Here is a 14,886-nt window from a genome sequence, read left to right as displayed (position 1 = left end):
CCGTGCCTTCCCTGTTGCTGATCGAGGACGACGACGCCATCCGTACGGCCCTGGAGCTGTCTCTGACGCGCCAGGGACATCGGGTTGCCACCGCTGCCACCGGCGAGGACGGCCTGAAGCTGCTGCGTGAGCAGCGGCCGGACCTGATCGTGCTGGACGTGATGCTGCCCGGCATCGACGGGTTCGAGGTGTGCCGGCGCATCCGGCGCACGGACCAGCTGCCGATCATCCTGCTGACCGCGCGCAGTGACGACATCGACGTCGTGGTCGGGCTGGAGTCCGGTGCCGACGACTATGTCGTCAAGCCGGTGCAGGGGCGGGTCCTCGACGCCCGGATCCGGGCCGTGCTGCGGCGCGGCGAACGGGAGGCCACCGACTCGGCCGCCTTCGGTTCGCTGGTCATCGACCGTGCGGCCATGACCGTGACGAAGAACGGCGAGGACCTCCAGCTCACCCCGACCGAGCTCAGGCTGCTGCTGGAGCTCAGCCGGCGGCCGGGCCAGGCGCTGTCGCGGCAGCAGTTGCTGCGGCTGGTGTGGGAGCACGACTACCTGGGCGACTCGCGGCTGGTGGACGCCTGTGTGCAGCGGCTGCGCGCCAAGGTCGAGGACGTGCCGTCGTCCCCGACGCTGATCCGTACGGTCCGCGGTGTCGGCTACCGGCTGGACACTCCTCAGTGACCCAAGCGCACGGGGGGATCCGGGGCTGGGCCGCGGATCGCAGGAAGGTGTGGTCGAGGCTGCGGTTCACCAGTCTGCGGCTGCGGCTGGTCGTGGTGTTCGCCCTGGTGGCGCTGACCGCCGCGGTGTCCGCGTCCGGGATCGCGTACTGGCTCAACCGCGAGGCCGTGCTCACCCGCACCCAGGACGCGGTGCTGCGCGACTTCGAGCAGGAGATGCAGAACCGGGCGGGCGCGCTGCCCCCGAACCCCTCGCAGGACGAACTGCAGCACACCGCGGGGCAGATGGCCAACAGCAGCCAGCGCTTCAGTGTCGTGCTGGTCGCCGAGGACGCGAGCGGCACGACGGTGTACGGCAACTCCGGTGCGCTGAACGGGTTCACCGTGCAGGACGTGCCCGAGTCGCTGCGCGCGGCGGTGAACCGGAAGCAGCCGGTCAGCTCCGCCAACAAGGACGCGTTCCACCTCTACTGGCAGCGGGTGGTGCTCCACGGCACCCCGTATCTGGTCGCGGGTACGAAGGTGATCGACGGCGGGCCCACCGGCTACATGGTCAAGTCGCTGGAGCCGGAGGCGAAGGACCTCAACTCGCTGGCCTGGTCGCTGGGTATCGCCACGGGGCTCGCGCTGATCGGCTCCGCTCTGCTCGCGCAGGCCGCCGCCTCGACCGTGCTGAAGCCGGTGCAGCGTCTCGGGGTCGCCGCGCGCCGGCTCGGCGAGGGGAAGCTGGACACCCGGCTCAGGGTGTCGGGGACGGACGAACTCGCCGATCTGTCACGGACGTTCAACAACGCGGCCGAGGCGCTGGAGAAACGGGTGGCCGACATGGCCGCCCGGGACGACGCCTCCCGCCGCTTCGTCGCCGACATGAGCCATGAGCTGCGGACGCCGCTGACCGCCATCACCGCCGTGACGGAGGTGCTGGAGGAGGAGCTGGAGATGGAGTCCGGGTCCATGGACCCGATGATCGAGCCCGCCGTACGGCTCGTCGTCAGCGAGACACGGCGACTGAACTCCCTGGTCGAGAACCTGATGGAGGTCACCCGCTTCGACGCGGGCACCGCCCGGCTGGTGCTGGACGACGTGGACGTCGTCGACCAGATCACCGCGTGCATCGACGCGCGGGCCTGGCTGGACGCGGTGGAGCTGGACGCCGAGCGCGGCATCCACGCCCGCCTCGACCCGCGCCGCCTGGACGTGATCATGGCCAACCTGATCGGCAACGCCCTCAAGCACGGGGGCTCGCCGGTGCGGGTCGCCGTACGGGAGTCCGACGAGGACGGTGCGAAGGTCGTCATCGAGGTGCGGGACCACGGGCCCGGCATCCCCGAGGACGTCCTGCCGCACGTCTTCGACCGGTTCTACAAGGCCAGCGCCTCCCGGCCGCGCTCCGAGGGCAGCGGCCTGGGCCTGTCCATCGCGCTGGAGAACGCCCACATCCACGGCGGTGACATCACCGCCGCCAACTCCCCCAAGGGCGGCGCGGTGTTCACGCTGTGGCTGCCCCGGGACTCGTCGCCGCTCATGGACGAGGCCGGCGAGGGCGAGAAGGCCGAGGGGGACGACTGATGACCGTACGACGCCTGCCGGCGCTCCTTGGACTCGCCGTACTCCCCCTGCTGCTCGCCGGGTGCGGGATCCGGGCCACGGAGGTGCCGACCGACTTCGGGCCCGCGCCGTCCCGGGTGCGGTGTTCGCTGTCCGAACCGGACGTCTCCACCCAGGCCTCGCGCGGGCTGCCGGTGCAGGTGTTCCTGCTGTGCGGCTCGTCCCTGGTGGCCGTCGACCGTACCGTGCGGGTCCCGGACGGTACGGCGGACTCCGCGCGGCGGGTGCTGGTGGCCCAGGGGCTGCTGGACGAGCTCGCCGCGACGCCGTCGACCGCGGAGAAGGAGGCCGGCTACACCACGGACGTACGCGGCGGCATGACGGTGAGCGGACCGCGCCCCAAGGACCCGGTGGACGCCCTCCGGCTGAGCAGCCCGCCCGGCGACCTCACCTCCTACGCCCTCGCCCAGCTGGTGTGCACGTTCTCCGACTCGGCGGCGGCCGAGGGCGACGGCTCGGTCGTCCTCGGCGGCCCGGACCGCACGCCACCGCGCCGCTACGCGTGCACGAACGATGTCCGCGCCCGGCCGGGCAGCGCGGAGCCGCCGTCCGCCGAGGTGACCAGCGGCTGACGTACGGGTGTGGTGGAAGCCTCATGCACGTACCTGTGGGTATCCCGGAACCGATCGTGCCGGAGGCCGCGTCTAGGGGGGCGTGCAGCGTCAAGGCTCCATCGGCGGCAGCGCCGCGATCAGCGTCCGTGTGGCAGGGGGTGTCCTCCTTGCCGCACATCTCGCGTTCGTCGCCTGGTACACGCTGCGGCCGCTGGACGTGCCCTATGTGATGCCGCCCAATCTGCATCCGCTGGCCGGTATCCGGTCGGATCTGGCGCTGGGCCGCGTGGAGGCCGCCCGGCGGATCGCCGGGGGGCTCGGGCTGCTGGCCCCGCTGGGTGTGCTGCTTCCGCTGACGCACGGCAGGCTCGCCGTCTCCCCGCTCGCCTCCCTGATCCGTACGACCGCTGCCGGTGCCCTGATCTCGCTGGGCATCGAACTGCTGCAGACCGGGGCGCCCGGGCAGCGCGTCGACATCGACTCGCTGCTCCTGAACACGGTGGGCGTGGCCCTCGCGCACGCGCTCCTGGTGCCGGTCGCCCGCTCCTGGATCCGCCGCAGGAAGGAGCGCGCCGAGCTCCGCTCCGTCCGCCAGGAGGACCCGTCTCAGGGTCGGACCCCGACGATTCCCAGGGTCGGGATCGCACCGTAGAGCGACGCTTCGTCCCCTTCGTCTCCGTAGCTTTGATGTCAGACGGGGCGGTCACTCGGACCGCCTCCGACAGACGCTCACGAAGGAGCCGCAATGTCCCGCCTCGCCCGCCCCACCAACGGCCGCATGATCGGCGGAGTGTGTGCCGCGCTGGCACGGCGCTTCGGCACCTCCGCGACGACGATGCGCGTCATCTTCGTGCTCTCCTGCCTGCTGCCGGGCCCGCAGTTCCTGCTCTACATCGCGCTGTGGATCCTGTTCCCGTCCGAGGAGAAGGCCGCGCGCACGGCCTGGTGACCGCGAAAGCGCGTACGCCGGTGGGGTGCACCCCGTGTCCGGAGGGTGCGCCCCACCGGCGCGTTCAGAGGCGGTGCGGGTCAGCCCAGCGGGAGGGCGTTCACCGGAAGGCCCTGCGTGGGAAGGCCCTGCGTGGGAAGGCCCTGCGTGGGAAGGCCCTGCGTGGGAAGGCCCTGCGTGGGAAGGCCCTTACCGACCGGGAGACCGCCGAGCAGACCGGAGACCGGGGCGGTCGGGCCCTGGGCGACGTTCTTCTCGACGACCGGCTGCACCGCGGACAGCCCGCCGGCGAGCGTGGGCTGCGCCTGGCCCAGCGCCTCACCGCCGCCCGGCAGCTCCTTGGTGAGGTGCTCCGCCGGCAGCGTGTGGGACACGGTGTCCAGCGCCTGGGTGGCGTCCGGAACCGCCGGGGCGGCGTTCGCGGCGCCCGCACCGGCGGCGGCGAAGGCGGCACCGAGAGCGGCGACACCGAGGGTCTTGGCAGCAGACTGCTTCATGAAATGCGTCCTCGAAATGGGTTTACGCGGATGTGAGCGGTCCAAGACCGTAAACATGCCGAGGTGGCCGCCGCAAACATCGAAATGCGGACGGATGGCGGGAGTCCGCCCGCATCTCAGTGCGCTGCTTTTCCGGGAATCAGCCCTCTTCGCCCGCAGAACCGCTGGTGGAAGCGGTCTGCCGGAACAGCCATTCGGACTTCAGCTCGGCATATCCGGGCTTGATGACGTCATTGATCATGGCGAGTCGTTCATCGAAAGGAATGAACGCTGATTTCATCGCATTGACGGAGAACCACTGCATGTCGTCGAGCGTGTAACCGAACGCCTCGACAAGGTGCTCGAATTCCCGGCTCATGCTGGTGCCGGACATCAGGCGGTTGTCGGTGTTCACGGTCGCCCGGAAGTGAAGTCGGCGCAGCAGCCCGATCGGATGCTCGGCGTACGAGGCCGCCGCTCCGGTCTGGAGGTTGGAACTGGGACACATCTCCAGCGGGATCCGCTTGTCCCGGACATAGGAGGCGAGCCGCCCGAGCTTGACCGAGCCGTCCTCGTGGACCTGGATGTCGTCGATGATGCGCACACCGTGCCCGAGCCGGTCGGCGCCGCACCACTGCAGGGCCTGCCAGATGGAGGGCAGCCCGAACGCCTCGCCGGCGTGGATGGTGAAGTGGTTGTTCTCCCGCTTGAGGAACTCGAACGCGTCCAGGTGCCGGGTGGGCGGGTAACCGGCCTCCGCGCCCGCGATGTCGAAGCCGACCACGCCCAGGTCGCGGTAGCGGTTGGCGAGTTCGGCGATCTCCAGGGAACGGGCCGCGTGCCGCATGGCGGTGAGCAGGGCGCCGACCCGGATCCGGTTGCCGCCCGCGCGAGCGAGCCGCTCCCCTTCCCGGAAGCCCTCGTTGACCGCCTCGACGACCTCCTCGAGGCTGAGTCCGCCGTCCAGGTGCTGCTCGGGGGCGTACCGCACCTCGGCATAGACGACGCCGTCCGCGGCGAGGTCCTCGGCGCACTCGGCGGCGACCCTGACCAGCGCGTCCCGGGTCTGCATCACACCGACGGTGTGCGAGAAGGTCTCCAAGTACCGTTCCAGCGAACCGGAGTCGGCGGCCTCCCGGAACCACACACCGAGCCTGTCCGGGTCGGTCTCGGGGAGTTGGGCGTACCCGGTGTCCCGGGCGAGGTCGACGACGGTGCCGGGACGCAGCCCGCCGTCGAGATGGTCGTGCAGCAGCACCTTGGGCGCCCGGCGGATCTGGTCCGAGCTCGGGGTGGTCCCCATCCGGTCAGTCTTGCTCGTCATTTCCGCACTCTAACTCCTACGCGCGTAGATCACCGGGTGTACGAATCCGCCGATACGTAACGGTGACCGCCCCGACCAGTGTCGTACACCCGCGCTTCTGACACTGTTCTGTCATGGCACAGCAAGCGACGCCGGTTCGCACGGCCCGGCTGGGGCGGGCGCTCGGTCCGGAGCCGACGGCGGTGAGCGGGGTGGTGCTGCTGCTCCCGGGCGGCGACGAGGTCTCCCACCGCAGGCCCTCCCCCATGATGGCGGCCGCGTCCGTACGCGCGCTGGGCCGCCGGATCACCCGAGCGGGCCGCGAGGCGGGCCTCGCGACCCATGTCGTCCACTACCGCTACCGCGGCTGGAACGGCCACGAGGCGCATCTGGCACACGACGCGGCATGGGCCGCGGAGGAGGCCGTACGACGCTACGGCGACGTCCCCGTCTGCCTCACCGGGGTCGACATGGGCGCCCGGGCGGCACTGCACGCGGGCGGGCACGAAGCCGTCAACTCCGTGGTGGCGCTGGCACCCTGGCTGCCGGAGGAGGACGTGGCGGCGCCGCCCGAACCGGTGAAACAGCTCGCGGGGCGGCGGGTGTTGATCGTGCACGGCACGAACGACGAACGGACGGATCCCGAGCTGTCGTTCCGGCTGGCGGCACGGGCCAAGAAGGCTAACCGGGAGGTGTGCCGGTTCGAAGTGCATTCCGACGGGCATGGGTTGCATCAGCACAGGGACGAAGTGCACGCGCTGGCCCAGGACTTCGTGATGGGAGCGTTGTTCGGGAGGGCGCTGTCCCGGCCGGTGGAGGACGCGTTGGCGGCTCCGCCTCCTCTGGGGCTTCGGATGCCGTTGGCCGCCGGGTTCGGGAAGTCGTTACGGCGTTGAAGTGCTCTCCCGGCTGAAGCCGGGAGATTCCTGCTTACCTTGCGGCAGCGGGCTTGACGCGCTGCGCGCGCCTGACGACTGCCCTCCCGGCAGCCGGGATGAGCGCGAGGCCCATCCGGTACAGGTGCAAGACGTTGCGGGCTGCGTTGTGGTCGGCGTTGCCCGACCAGCCGCAGTCCGGGTTCTTGCACACGAACACGGCCTGGGACTCCCGGCTGCCGGGCGTGGTGTGGCCGCAGGCGGAGCAGCGCCGGGAAGTGCCGGGAGCAGGAACTTTGACCAGGGTGCCACCGTGCTGGGCGGTCTTGTACGCCAGCATGGTGACCGTGCGGCCCCAGGCCTCCTGGCTGATGGAGCGGTTCAGCCCGGATTTCTGGGCCACGTTCTTGCCCGGATCTTCAACCGTTCCCCTGGCGGACTTGACCATGTTCGTGATGGTGAGTGCTTCGACCACGACCGTGCCGTATGTGCGGGCGATGGCGGTGGTCGTCTGATGCTGCCAGTCCAGGGCCCGGCGCTTGGCTTTCGCACGGAGTCCTGCGATCTGGTCGTAGGTACGGTGCAGCCGGCGGCTGGTGCGCTCGCCGGGCCTGCGATGCCGCTTACGCTGCGCGGCACGCTGCTCCAGGTGCAGGAGCTTGGCCTTCTCCTTCTCCGTCAGCCATGCGCCGTGCTCATAGGTTTCGCCGTCCGAGAGGGCGATGGGCACGGTGACGCCCACGTCGATGCCGATGTCCGGCCCCTGGTGGGGCTCGGGCCTACTGTGAAGGGTCTGGACACGGAAGGCGATGTGCCAGCCGAGCGCGTCCTTGATCAGCCGGGCCCCGGTGATCCGGTTCTCCGCGTCGGCGTGCTTGCCCACGGGCAGGTCCTTGGTCCACCGGAACCGCACCCGGCCCACCTTGGGAATGTTGACCATGCCCCACCGGCGGTGCGCGCGGACGATGTTCAGGTCCCGGCCCTGCGGAATGTCCACGGACATCACCGTGCGGAACCGGCCCTTGAAGTTCGGGGCGTCGGCGCGGCCCTCCCAGCAGTTCTTCCACGCCCGGACGTACGTCTTGAGCACCGCCTGCGCGGCCTGCGCGGGCAGGACGGCAAGGAAGCCGATGTCCTGGCGGGCCTGGCGAATCGCGGCGTCCGCGTTCGCGAGAGTCCGCTTTTCCTTCGGCATCATCTGCCACCAGGCGTGCAGCAGGTTCCACATGGTGCGAGCCGCGTGCGCCTGATCATCCGCTGCGCGAACCCCGGCAGGCGACAGCGCAAGCCGGGCACGGTGCCCGAACTGCCGCTTGACCGGGGTGCCTTGACTCACAACCGAGAACCTAGCATTGGTTTATGTCACCGCGCTGGAACCCTAACCCCGATGTCAGAACCGGTCGCCATGTTGTCTACAACCTGCACGTTCACTTGGTTTTCGTCACCAAGTACAGGCGGAATGCGTTCACCGACGCCATGCTGATCCGCACCGAAGAGATCATGCGGGAGGTCTGCACCGACTTCGAGGCCGAGCTGAAGCAGTTCAACGGCGAACAGGACCACGTGCACCTGCTCGTGCACTACCCGCCCAAAGTCCAGCTCTCCAAGCTGGTCAACTCCCTCAAGGGCGTCAGCTCCCGCAGGCTCCGCCAGGAATACGACAGCCACGTCCGCCGGTACCTGTGGGGCGGACACTTCTGGTCCGGTTCCTACTTCGCCGGATCGTGCGGCGGAGCACGCCTGAGCATTGTCAAGCAGTACATCGAAAACCAGCAGCGCCCCGCCTGACCATCACCCCGGAGGCGCAGAGCACTCCGGCGCTCCGCGCCTCCGACCCAAGGATGGCCTTCACCCCCGCCCTGAAGGGCGGAGCACTGGCCAAGATCAGAGGTAGAGCTCGGGACCTCCTGTCGTGTTCTGGGTGCGGGTTGTTCGTGGGTGGTCGCGCCGTTTTCCGCGGCCCTAGCCCGGGAGCAGGTTGCCGCGTCTTGAGAGCAGGAACTTCTTGAACGCGGCCACGGGGGGTGTGTCCGGGTGGCCGTCGAGCCAGGCGACGCCGATCTCGCGTGCCGCTCGGGGAGCGGTGACGGTCAGTTCCACGACGCCCGGGCGGGGGAAGGCGGGCGGAGGCAGCAGTGCGACGCCGAGCCCCGCGGCCACCAGCCCCCTCAGCGTCTCGGCCTCCTCTCCCTCGAAGGCCACCCTCGGCTTGAAGCCCGCCTCCTCGCACAGGTCGTCCGTGATGCGGCGGAGTCCGTAGCCGGGTTCGAGGGTCACGAAGACCTCGTCGGCGGCCTCCGCCAGCCGGACCCGTCTGCGGGGGGCGAGACGGTGGTCGGCGGGGACGACCAGGCGGAGTCTCTGTTCGTCGAGGCGGCGGGCGACGAGGTCGGGGGCGTCCGGGACCGGGGAGGTCAGACACAGGTCGAGTTCGCCGGACCGGAGCTTCTCCAGCATCGCCTCGCCGTAGTTCTGGACGAGGCTGAAGCGGACGCGGGGGTGGTCGGCGCGGAAGGCGTGGAGCAGGCCCGGGACCGTCTCGGCGCCCATGGTGTGCAGGAAACCGAAGGCGACCTTGCCGGTGGCGGGGTCGGCGTCGGCGCGGACCTCGTCGGCGGCGCGCTCGATCTCGGCGAGGGCGCGTTCGACGGAGGCGAGGAAGGTGCGGCCTGCCGGAGTGAGGGAGACCGTGCGGCCGTGGCGGGCGAACAGGTCCACCCCCAGGTCCTGCTCGAGGCGGACCATCGCCCGGGACAGCGTCGACTGGGGTACCTGCATCTCCTGTGCGGCCCGGGTGACGTGCTCGGTACGGGCGACTCCGGCGAAGTAGGCCAGGCGCGGGGCCAGCAACATCACCATGTCTTCTGTGTCACTGGATGGTGACAGGCGCGTCTGTGAGCTCGGCTGATGCACCATGGGAACGATTATGGCAAGTTCATGCATTGGACGGATGACCGGGGCCGTACGTAGTTTCGAGGCATGTCTCCCGCCAGTACCGGGGCGTCCACCGTCGTGGGCGCCGCACCCTCTGCCCCTGTCGTCGACTCCCGTGTGGCCCCGGGCGGCCCCGGCTACCGCCGGATGAGCTTCGCCCTCTTCCTCGCGGGCGTGGCGACCTTCGCACTGCTGTATTCCACGCAGGCCCTGCTGCCGTTGATCTCCGGTGAGTTCGGGGTGGCGGCGAGCGAGGCGAGCTGGACGGTGGCGGCCGCGACCGGCGGACTGGCGGTGTTCGTCCTTCCGATGAGCGCCCTGTCGGAACGCTTCGGACGCCGTACGGTCATGACGGCCTCGCTCGCGGTCGCGGTGACCGTCGGGCTGCTCGTGCCCTTCGCCCCGTCGCTGACCGCGCTGGTCGTGCTGCGGGCGGTCCAGGGCGCGGCGCTGGCCGGTCTGCCGGCCTCGGCGACGGCCTATCTCGCGGAAGAGGTCACGCCCAAGGCGCTGGTCACCGCGATCGGACTGTTCGTCGCGGGCAACAGCGTCGGCGGGATGAGCGGCCGGGTCATCACCGGCTGGGTCGCGCAGGAGTGGGGCTGGCGGGTCGCGGTCGCGGTGATCGGCGTGATCGCGGTGGCGTGCGCGGTGGCCTTCCGGGCGCTGCTGCCGGCGCCGAAGCACTTCGCGGCGGGCTCGCTGCGGCCGCGGGTGCTGGCCCGTACGGTCCGCGACCACCTGTCCAACCCGCTGCTGCGCCGGCTGTACGCGATCGGCGCGCTGTTCATGACGGTGTTCGGCGGCGTCTACACGGTCATCGGCTACCGCCTGACCGAGGCCCCGTTCAACCTTCCCCAGGGCATCGTCGGCTCGATCTTCCTGGTCTACCTGGTGGGCACGGTGTCGGCGTCGACGGCCGGCCGGCTGGTGGGCCGCCTGGGCCGCCGCGGCGCGCTGTACGCGGGCGGCGGTACGACCGCGGCGGGCCTGCTGCTGTCCCTGGCGGATTCGCTGCCGCTGGTCCTGCTGGGTCTGGTGCTGATCACCGCGGGTTTCTTCGCGGGGCACGCGGTCGCGTCGTCGGCGGTCAGCAAGACCGCGACGAAGGGGCGGGCGCAGGCGTCGGCGCTGTACCAGTCGGCGTACTACATCGGGTCGAGCGCCGGGAGCACGCTGGGGGCGGTGGCTTTCCACGCGAGCGGTTGGGCCGGAACGGTGGGCGTGGGTCTGCTGGCGGTGTTCGGCGTCGTGACGATCACGGTGCTCGGGTCGCGGGCGGCGCGGGTCGCTGCGCGGCGGGGGGCACTGACAGCGAGCTGAGGGTTTTCGCCCCCGCCGCCCCTACCCGTCCCTGGGGGCTGCCGCCCCCAGACCCCCGTTTCGGCCCTGAACGGGCCTCGTCCTCAAACGCCGGACGGGCTGAAAAAGGGCGGACCCCTCTGGCGGGGGGCGAGGATCCCTCGGGCCGCAACACCCCTTCCACCTGCCCCTTTCCCCGCTCCCCAGGCCATTGTCAGTGGGCTGCGGTAGCTTCCGGAGTGCTGGGGCGCAAAAGACGCGCACGGACAGGAACGGCCACAGGGGTGGGTGGACGATGACGAACGGCACGACGACGACAGACCTCGACGTGAGGCTCGAGAAACACCGAAAAGAGCTGACCGGCTACTGCTACCGCATGCTCGGCTCCTCCTTCGAGGCCGAGGACGCGGTCCAGGACACCATGGTCCGGGCCTGGCGCAACTACGAGAAGTTCGAGGGCCGCTCCAGCCTCCGCTCCTGGCTCTACCGCATCGCCACCAACGTCTGCCTCGACATGCTGAGCGCCGGAAACAAGCGCGCCCGCCCCATGGACCTCTCGGAGTCCACTCCGCTCGCCCAGGCCGCCCTGTCGCCCCGCCCCGACCACACCTGGCTGGAACCGATGCCCGACACGCGTGTGCTCCCGGCTGTCCAGGACCCGGCGGAGGCGGCCGTGGCCAAGGAGTCCGTGCGGCTCGCGTTCATGGCCGCCCTGCAGCAGCTCCCGCCCAAGCAGCGCGCCGTGCTGATCCTGCGCGAGGTGCTGGCCTGGAGGGCGAGCGAGGTAGCCGAACTGCTCGACACCTCGGTCGCGTCGGTCAACAGCGCGCTGCAGCGGGCCCGTGCGACGCTCGCCGAGCGGGAGCAGCACGGCTCCGACGCGGCCGTGTCCGATCCGCTGGACGAGGAGCAGCAGAAGCTGCTGGAGCGCTATGTGGCGGCGTTCGAGGGCTACGACATGACGGCGCTGACGGCTCTGCTGCACGAGGACGCCATCATGACGATGCCGCCGTTCGACCTGTGGCTGACCGGCCCCCAGGACATCACCGGCTTCATGACGACCCTCGGCGCCCCGTGCGCGGGTTCCCGTCTGCTGCCGGTCCAGGTCAACGGCCTGCCGGGGTTCGCCCAGTACAAGCCGGACCCGGAGAAGGGCGGCTTCGCTCCCTGGGCGGTGCAGGTGCTGGAGATCTCAGACGGGCGGATCACCGGGTTCCACTGCTTCCTCGACACCCAGCGCTGGTTCCCGCTGTTCGGCCTGCCCCTCCACCTCGATGCCGAGGCCGACCAGGTCAAGGAGGGCGTGTAGGGCGGGGTCGGGGTCGCGCAGCCGGATCCGGCCCCCGGCCCGCTTGGCGGCGAGCTGCAGTCGCGCGAGCAGGTCGACGGCCCGGAGCCCCGGCGGTCCGAGGCCCGCGACATCGCACACCACGACCTCGGCCCGGGGGGCTTCCAGCAGCGTCCGCACGTCGTCGCAGAGCCCGGCCGCCTCGTCACGGGTGACGGGGCCGGTCAGTACGAGTACAGCGGGTGTCATGGCGTCCACGATCGGTAGACGGGGCAGGCGGGCGTAACTCATCGCGTCGGCGTCCCGGCCGCGGCTGACAAATGACCACTTCCCGCCACCCACTACCCGCCGCCCACCGCCAGCCGCCGGCCGCTCGCCGCCCACGGAACGGGATCAAATTGACCTGCGGCCCTCCTTCCCCGGAGGGTTACCTGTATGCCCCAACCATCAGCACCGCCCTGGATACCGCACGGCCTTCTCACCCCTGAGGAGGTGCCGTGCAGGGAGTGCTGACGGGGTTCGCGGTCATCGCGGTCGTCATCGGCGTCGGATACGTCATCGGCCGGGCCGGTCATCTCGGCGACCACGGCCGCGAGGTACTGACCAAGCTCGCCTTCCACGTCGCCTCACCGGCCCTGCTGTTCACCACGCTGGCCCGGGCCGACCTGTCGGTGATCTTCTCCAGCCGCCTGCTGGTGACCGCGCTGAGCACGGCAGCGGCGGCGGGCGTCTTCGTCGCCGTGGGGGTCGTACGGGGCTGGGGAGTCGGCCGTACCACGATCGGCGCGCTGTGCTCCGGTTACGTCAACTCGGGCAACCTCGGCATCCCGATCGCGGTGTACGTCCTGGGTGACGCCTCGCTGGTGGCTCCGGTGCTGCTGTTCCAGTTGCTCCTGCTCACGCCGGTCGCGCTGACGATCCTGGACCTGTCGGAAAGGGACGGCGAGCAGGGCCCGATGTGGCGAAGCCTGCTCACCCCCCTTCGCAACCCGATCGCGCTGGGCTCCCTCGCCGGAGTCGCGGTCTCGGCGGCCGGCGTCCGCGTCCCCGCCCCCGTCATGGACCCCGTCACCCTGATCGGCAACATGTCCGTCCCCGCGGTCCTGCTCGCCTTCGGCATCTCCCTGTGCGGGAGCACGATGCCGGGCCGCGGCCCGGACCGTCACCTCGTGCTGCTGTCGGTCGCGTTGAAGGCGTTCGGCCAGCCCGCTGCGGCCTGGGCCCTGGCGGCGGGGGTGTTCGGACTGCGCGGGTCCCCACTCCTCGACGTGGTGGTGACATCGGCGCTGCCCGCCGCGCAGAACCTCTTCACGTACGCGTCCCGTTACGGGGTGGGCGAACGGCTGGCTCGGGACTCGATCCTGGTGTCGACGGTGTTGTCGGTGCCGGTGCTGGTGGTCGTCGCGACGCTGCTCGGCTGAAACCGGTCATCCGGTGCGCGGACGGCCGAGCCCACGGCCGCTTCGACGTGCTCTGCGCGGCCCTGGACACTCACGAGCAGGGCGGGGCCGTCCTGAGCCCCGCCCTCCCGGACCTGTGCGACGACGGTGACAGCCGTCAGGCGATACGTTCCAGCACCACCGGCGACGCCGAGAACTCCGTCCCGGCCGCCCCGATGTCGTACGACCCCTCCACCGCCCGCAGGGCGTACGCGAACCGCTCGGGCGTGTCCGTGTGGAGGGTCAGCAGGGGCTGGCCCTCGGTCACCGTGTCGCCCGGCTTGGCGTGCATCTCCACGCCCGCGCCCGCCTGGACCGGGTCCTCCTTGCGGGCGCGGCCCGCGCCGAGGCGCCAGGCGGCGACACCGATGCCGTAGGCGTCGAGGCGGGTCAGGACGCCCGAGGCGCCCGCCTTGATCACGTGCTGTTCCTTCGACGTCGGCAGGGGCGCGTCCGGGTCGCCGCCCTGGGCCGCGATCATGCGCCGCCAGACGTCCATCGCGGAGCCGTCGGCCAGGGCCTTGGCCGGGTCGGCGTCCCGGATGCCCGCCGCGTTCAGCATCTCGCGGGCCAGGGCCAGCGTCAGTTCCACCACGTCGGCCGGGCCGCCGCCCGCCAGGACCTCCACCGACTCGCGGACCTCCAGGGCGTTGCCGGCGGTGCGGCCCAGCGGGGTCGACATGTCCGTCAGGAGGGCGACCGTCTTCACGCCGTGGTCGGTGCCGAGGCCCACCATCGTGGAGGCCAGTTCACGGGCGTCGTCCAGGGTCTTCATGAAGGCGCCGGTGCCGACCTTCACGTCCAGGACCAGGGAGCCGGTGCCTTCCGCGATCTTCTTCGACATGATCGACGAGGCGATCAGGGGGATCGCCTCCACCGTGCCGGTGACGTCCCGCAGGGCGTACAGCTTCTTGTCCGCGGGGGCCAGGCCGTCGCCCGCCGCGCAGATCACCGCGCCCGTCCCGTCGAGTACGGAGAGCATCTCCTCGTTGGAGAGCAGTGCCCGCCAGCCCGGGATCGACTCCAGCTTGTCCAGGGTGCCGCCGGTGTGGCCGAGGCCGCGGCCGGACAACTGCGGGACCGCCGCGCCGCAGGCGGCGACCAGCGGGGCCAGCGGGAGGGTGATCTTGTCGCCGACGCCGCCCGTGGAGTGCTTGTCGGCCGTCGGGCGGGACAGGGACGAGAAGTCCATGCGCTCGCCGGAGGCGATCATCGCGGCCGTCCAGCGAGCGATCTCGCGGCGGTTCATGCCGTTGAGCAGGATCGCCATGGCGAGCGCGGACATCTGCTCGTCGGCCACCTCCCCGCGGGTGTACGCGTCGATGACCCAGTCGATCTGCTCGTCGCTGAGCTCACCGCGGTCCCGCTTGGTGCGGATGACGGAGATGGCATCCATCGACAACAGCGCCATGGCTTTCCTTCCGGACGTTCAAAGAAGTGCGCGGCCCCCGGGAGCAGCCCTGTGGGGCAACTCTGAGG

The 14,886-nt window shown here is 70.7% G+C and carries 16 protein-coding genes; 10 read left to right on the top strand and 6 right to left on the bottom strand.

The window, feature by feature from the left end:
* The first annotated feature begins 2 nt into the window (after positions 1-2).
* The 5 genes from afsQ1 to ACIBK3_RS07585 all read left to right on the top strand — a co-directional run bounded on the left by afsQ1 (position 3) and on the right by ACIBK3_RS07585 (position 3,790).
* Positions 3-680: a two-component system response regulator AfsQ1 gene (gene afsQ1 / locus ACIBK3_RS07605; protein ID WP_399362871.1), complete on the top strand. Its 678-nt coding sequence runs from the start codon at positions 3-5 to the stop codon at positions 678-680.
* Positions 677-2,248: an ATP-binding protein gene (locus ACIBK3_RS07600; protein ID WP_399362869.1), complete on the top strand. Its 1,572-nt coding sequence runs from the start codon at positions 677-679 to the stop codon at positions 2,246-2,248. Before afsQ1 ends, ACIBK3_RS07600 begins: the two co-directional genes overlap by 4 nt.
* The gene (locus ACIBK3_RS07595; protein WP_399362867.1) at positions 2,248-2,859 is read left to right on the top strand and encodes a hypothetical protein; all 612 of its coding nucleotides are present in this window, start codon (positions 2,248-2,250) and stop codon (positions 2,857-2,859) included. The genes ACIBK3_RS07600 and ACIBK3_RS07595 overlap by 1 nt, the downstream gene beginning before the upstream one ends.
* Positions 2,860-2,941: 82 nt before the next feature.
* Positions 2,942-3,493: a VanZ family protein gene (locus ACIBK3_RS07590; RefSeq protein ID WP_399362865.1), complete on the top strand. Its 552-nt coding sequence runs from the start codon at positions 2,942-2,944 to the stop codon at positions 3,491-3,493.
* Positions 3,494-3,586: 93 nt separating this feature from the next.
* Complete coding sequence (locus ACIBK3_RS07585; RefSeq protein WP_030682813.1) at positions 3,587-3,790, top strand: PspC domain-containing protein; 204 nt, start codon at positions 3,587-3,589, stop codon at positions 3,788-3,790.
* A gap of 80 nt (positions 3,791-3,870) precedes the next feature.
* On the opposite strand, the gene ACIBK3_RS07580 is transcribed toward ACIBK3_RS07585, so the two are convergent.
* Together ACIBK3_RS07580 and ACIBK3_RS07575 are read right to left on the bottom strand one after the other, a co-directional pair.
* Complete coding sequence (locus ACIBK3_RS07580) at positions 3,871-4,287, bottom strand: ATP-binding protein (protein WP_399362862.1); 417 nt, start codon at positions 4,285-4,287, stop codon at positions 3,871-3,873.
* A 139-nt stretch (positions 4,288-4,426) separates the two neighbouring features.
* Positions 4,427-5,590 (bottom strand): adenosine deaminase, encoded by a 1,164-nt coding sequence (locus ACIBK3_RS07575; RefSeq protein WP_399362860.1) that lies wholly within the window; start codon positions 5,588-5,590, stop codon positions 4,427-4,429.
* Positions 5,591-5,703: 113 nt separating this feature from the next.
* Between ACIBK3_RS07575 and ACIBK3_RS07570 the strand changes: the two genes are divergently transcribed.
* Positions 5,704-6,465: a prolyl oligopeptidase family serine peptidase gene (locus ACIBK3_RS07570; RefSeq protein WP_399362858.1), complete on the top strand. Its 762-nt coding sequence runs from the start codon at positions 5,704-5,706 to the stop codon at positions 6,463-6,465.
* A 34-nt stretch (positions 6,466-6,499) separates the two neighbouring features.
* Here ACIBK3_RS07570 and ACIBK3_RS07565 read toward each other — a convergent pair whose 3' ends face one another.
* Complete coding sequence (locus tag ACIBK3_RS07565) at positions 6,500-7,780, bottom strand: RNA-guided endonuclease InsQ/TnpB family protein (protein WP_399362856.1); 1,281 nt, start codon at positions 7,778-7,780, stop codon at positions 6,500-6,502.
* Positions 7,781-7,803: 23 nt separating this feature from the next.
* On the opposite strand from ACIBK3_RS07565, the gene tnpA reads away from it, so the two are divergent.
* Positions 7,804-8,232 (top strand): IS200/IS605 family transposase, encoded by a 429-nt coding sequence (gene tnpA, locus ACIBK3_RS07560; RefSeq protein ID WP_399362854.1) that lies wholly within the window; start codon positions 7,804-7,806, stop codon positions 8,230-8,232.
* A 174-nt stretch (positions 8,233-8,406) separates the two neighbouring features.
* On the opposite strand, the gene ACIBK3_RS07555 is transcribed toward tnpA, so the two are convergent.
* Positions 8,407-9,360 carry a LysR family transcriptional regulator gene (locus ACIBK3_RS07555; RefSeq protein ID WP_399362852.1) on the bottom strand — a complete coding sequence of 318 codons (954 nt, stop codon included), beginning with the start codon at positions 9,358-9,360 and terminating at the stop codon, positions 8,407-8,409.
* A 63-nt stretch (positions 9,361-9,423) separates the two neighbouring features.
* On the opposite strand from ACIBK3_RS07555, the gene ACIBK3_RS07550 reads away from it, so the two are divergent.
* Together ACIBK3_RS07550 and ACIBK3_RS07545 are read left to right on the top strand one after the other, a co-directional pair.
* The gene (locus ACIBK3_RS07550; protein ID WP_399362850.1) at positions 9,424-10,701 is read left to right on the top strand and encodes an MFS transporter; all 1,278 of its coding nucleotides are present in this window, start codon (positions 9,424-9,426) and stop codon (positions 10,699-10,701) included.
* Between the two features lie 274 nt (positions 10,702-10,975).
* Positions 10,976-11,989 carry a sigma-70 family RNA polymerase sigma factor gene (locus ACIBK3_RS07545; RefSeq protein ID WP_399362848.1) on the top strand — a complete coding sequence of 338 codons (1,014 nt, stop codon included), beginning with the start codon at positions 10,976-10,978 and terminating at the stop codon, positions 11,987-11,989.
* On the opposite strand, the gene ACIBK3_RS07540 is transcribed toward ACIBK3_RS07545, so the two are convergent.
* Positions 11,873-12,217 (bottom strand): STAS domain-containing protein, encoded by a 345-nt coding sequence (locus tag ACIBK3_RS07540; protein WP_399362846.1) that lies wholly within the window; start codon positions 12,215-12,217, stop codon positions 11,873-11,875. The two genes, ACIBK3_RS07545 and ACIBK3_RS07540, sit on opposite strands and share 117 nt — an antisense overlap.
* Positions 12,218-12,465: 248 nt before the next feature.
* Between ACIBK3_RS07540 and ACIBK3_RS07535 the strand changes: the two genes are divergently transcribed.
* Positions 12,466-13,389: an AEC family transporter gene (locus ACIBK3_RS07535; RefSeq protein ID WP_399362844.1), complete on the top strand. Its 924-nt coding sequence runs from the start codon at positions 12,466-12,468 to the stop codon at positions 13,387-13,389.
* Positions 13,390-13,525: 136 nt separating this feature from the next.
* Here ACIBK3_RS07535 and ACIBK3_RS07530 read toward each other — a convergent pair whose 3' ends face one another.
* The gene (locus ACIBK3_RS07530) at positions 13,526-14,809 is read right to left on the bottom strand and encodes a thymidine phosphorylase (protein ID WP_399363957.1); all 1,284 of its coding nucleotides are present in this window, start codon (positions 14,807-14,809) and stop codon (positions 13,526-13,528) included.
* Positions 14,810-14,886 lie beyond the last annotated feature (77 nt).

Source organism: Streptomyces sp. NPDC050287 (assembly GCF_044459385.1).
Classification (GTDB): Bacteria; Actinomycetota; Actinomycetes; order Streptomycetales; family Streptomycetaceae; genus Streptomyces.
This window is presented reverse-complemented; position numbering and strand designations above follow the sequence as displayed.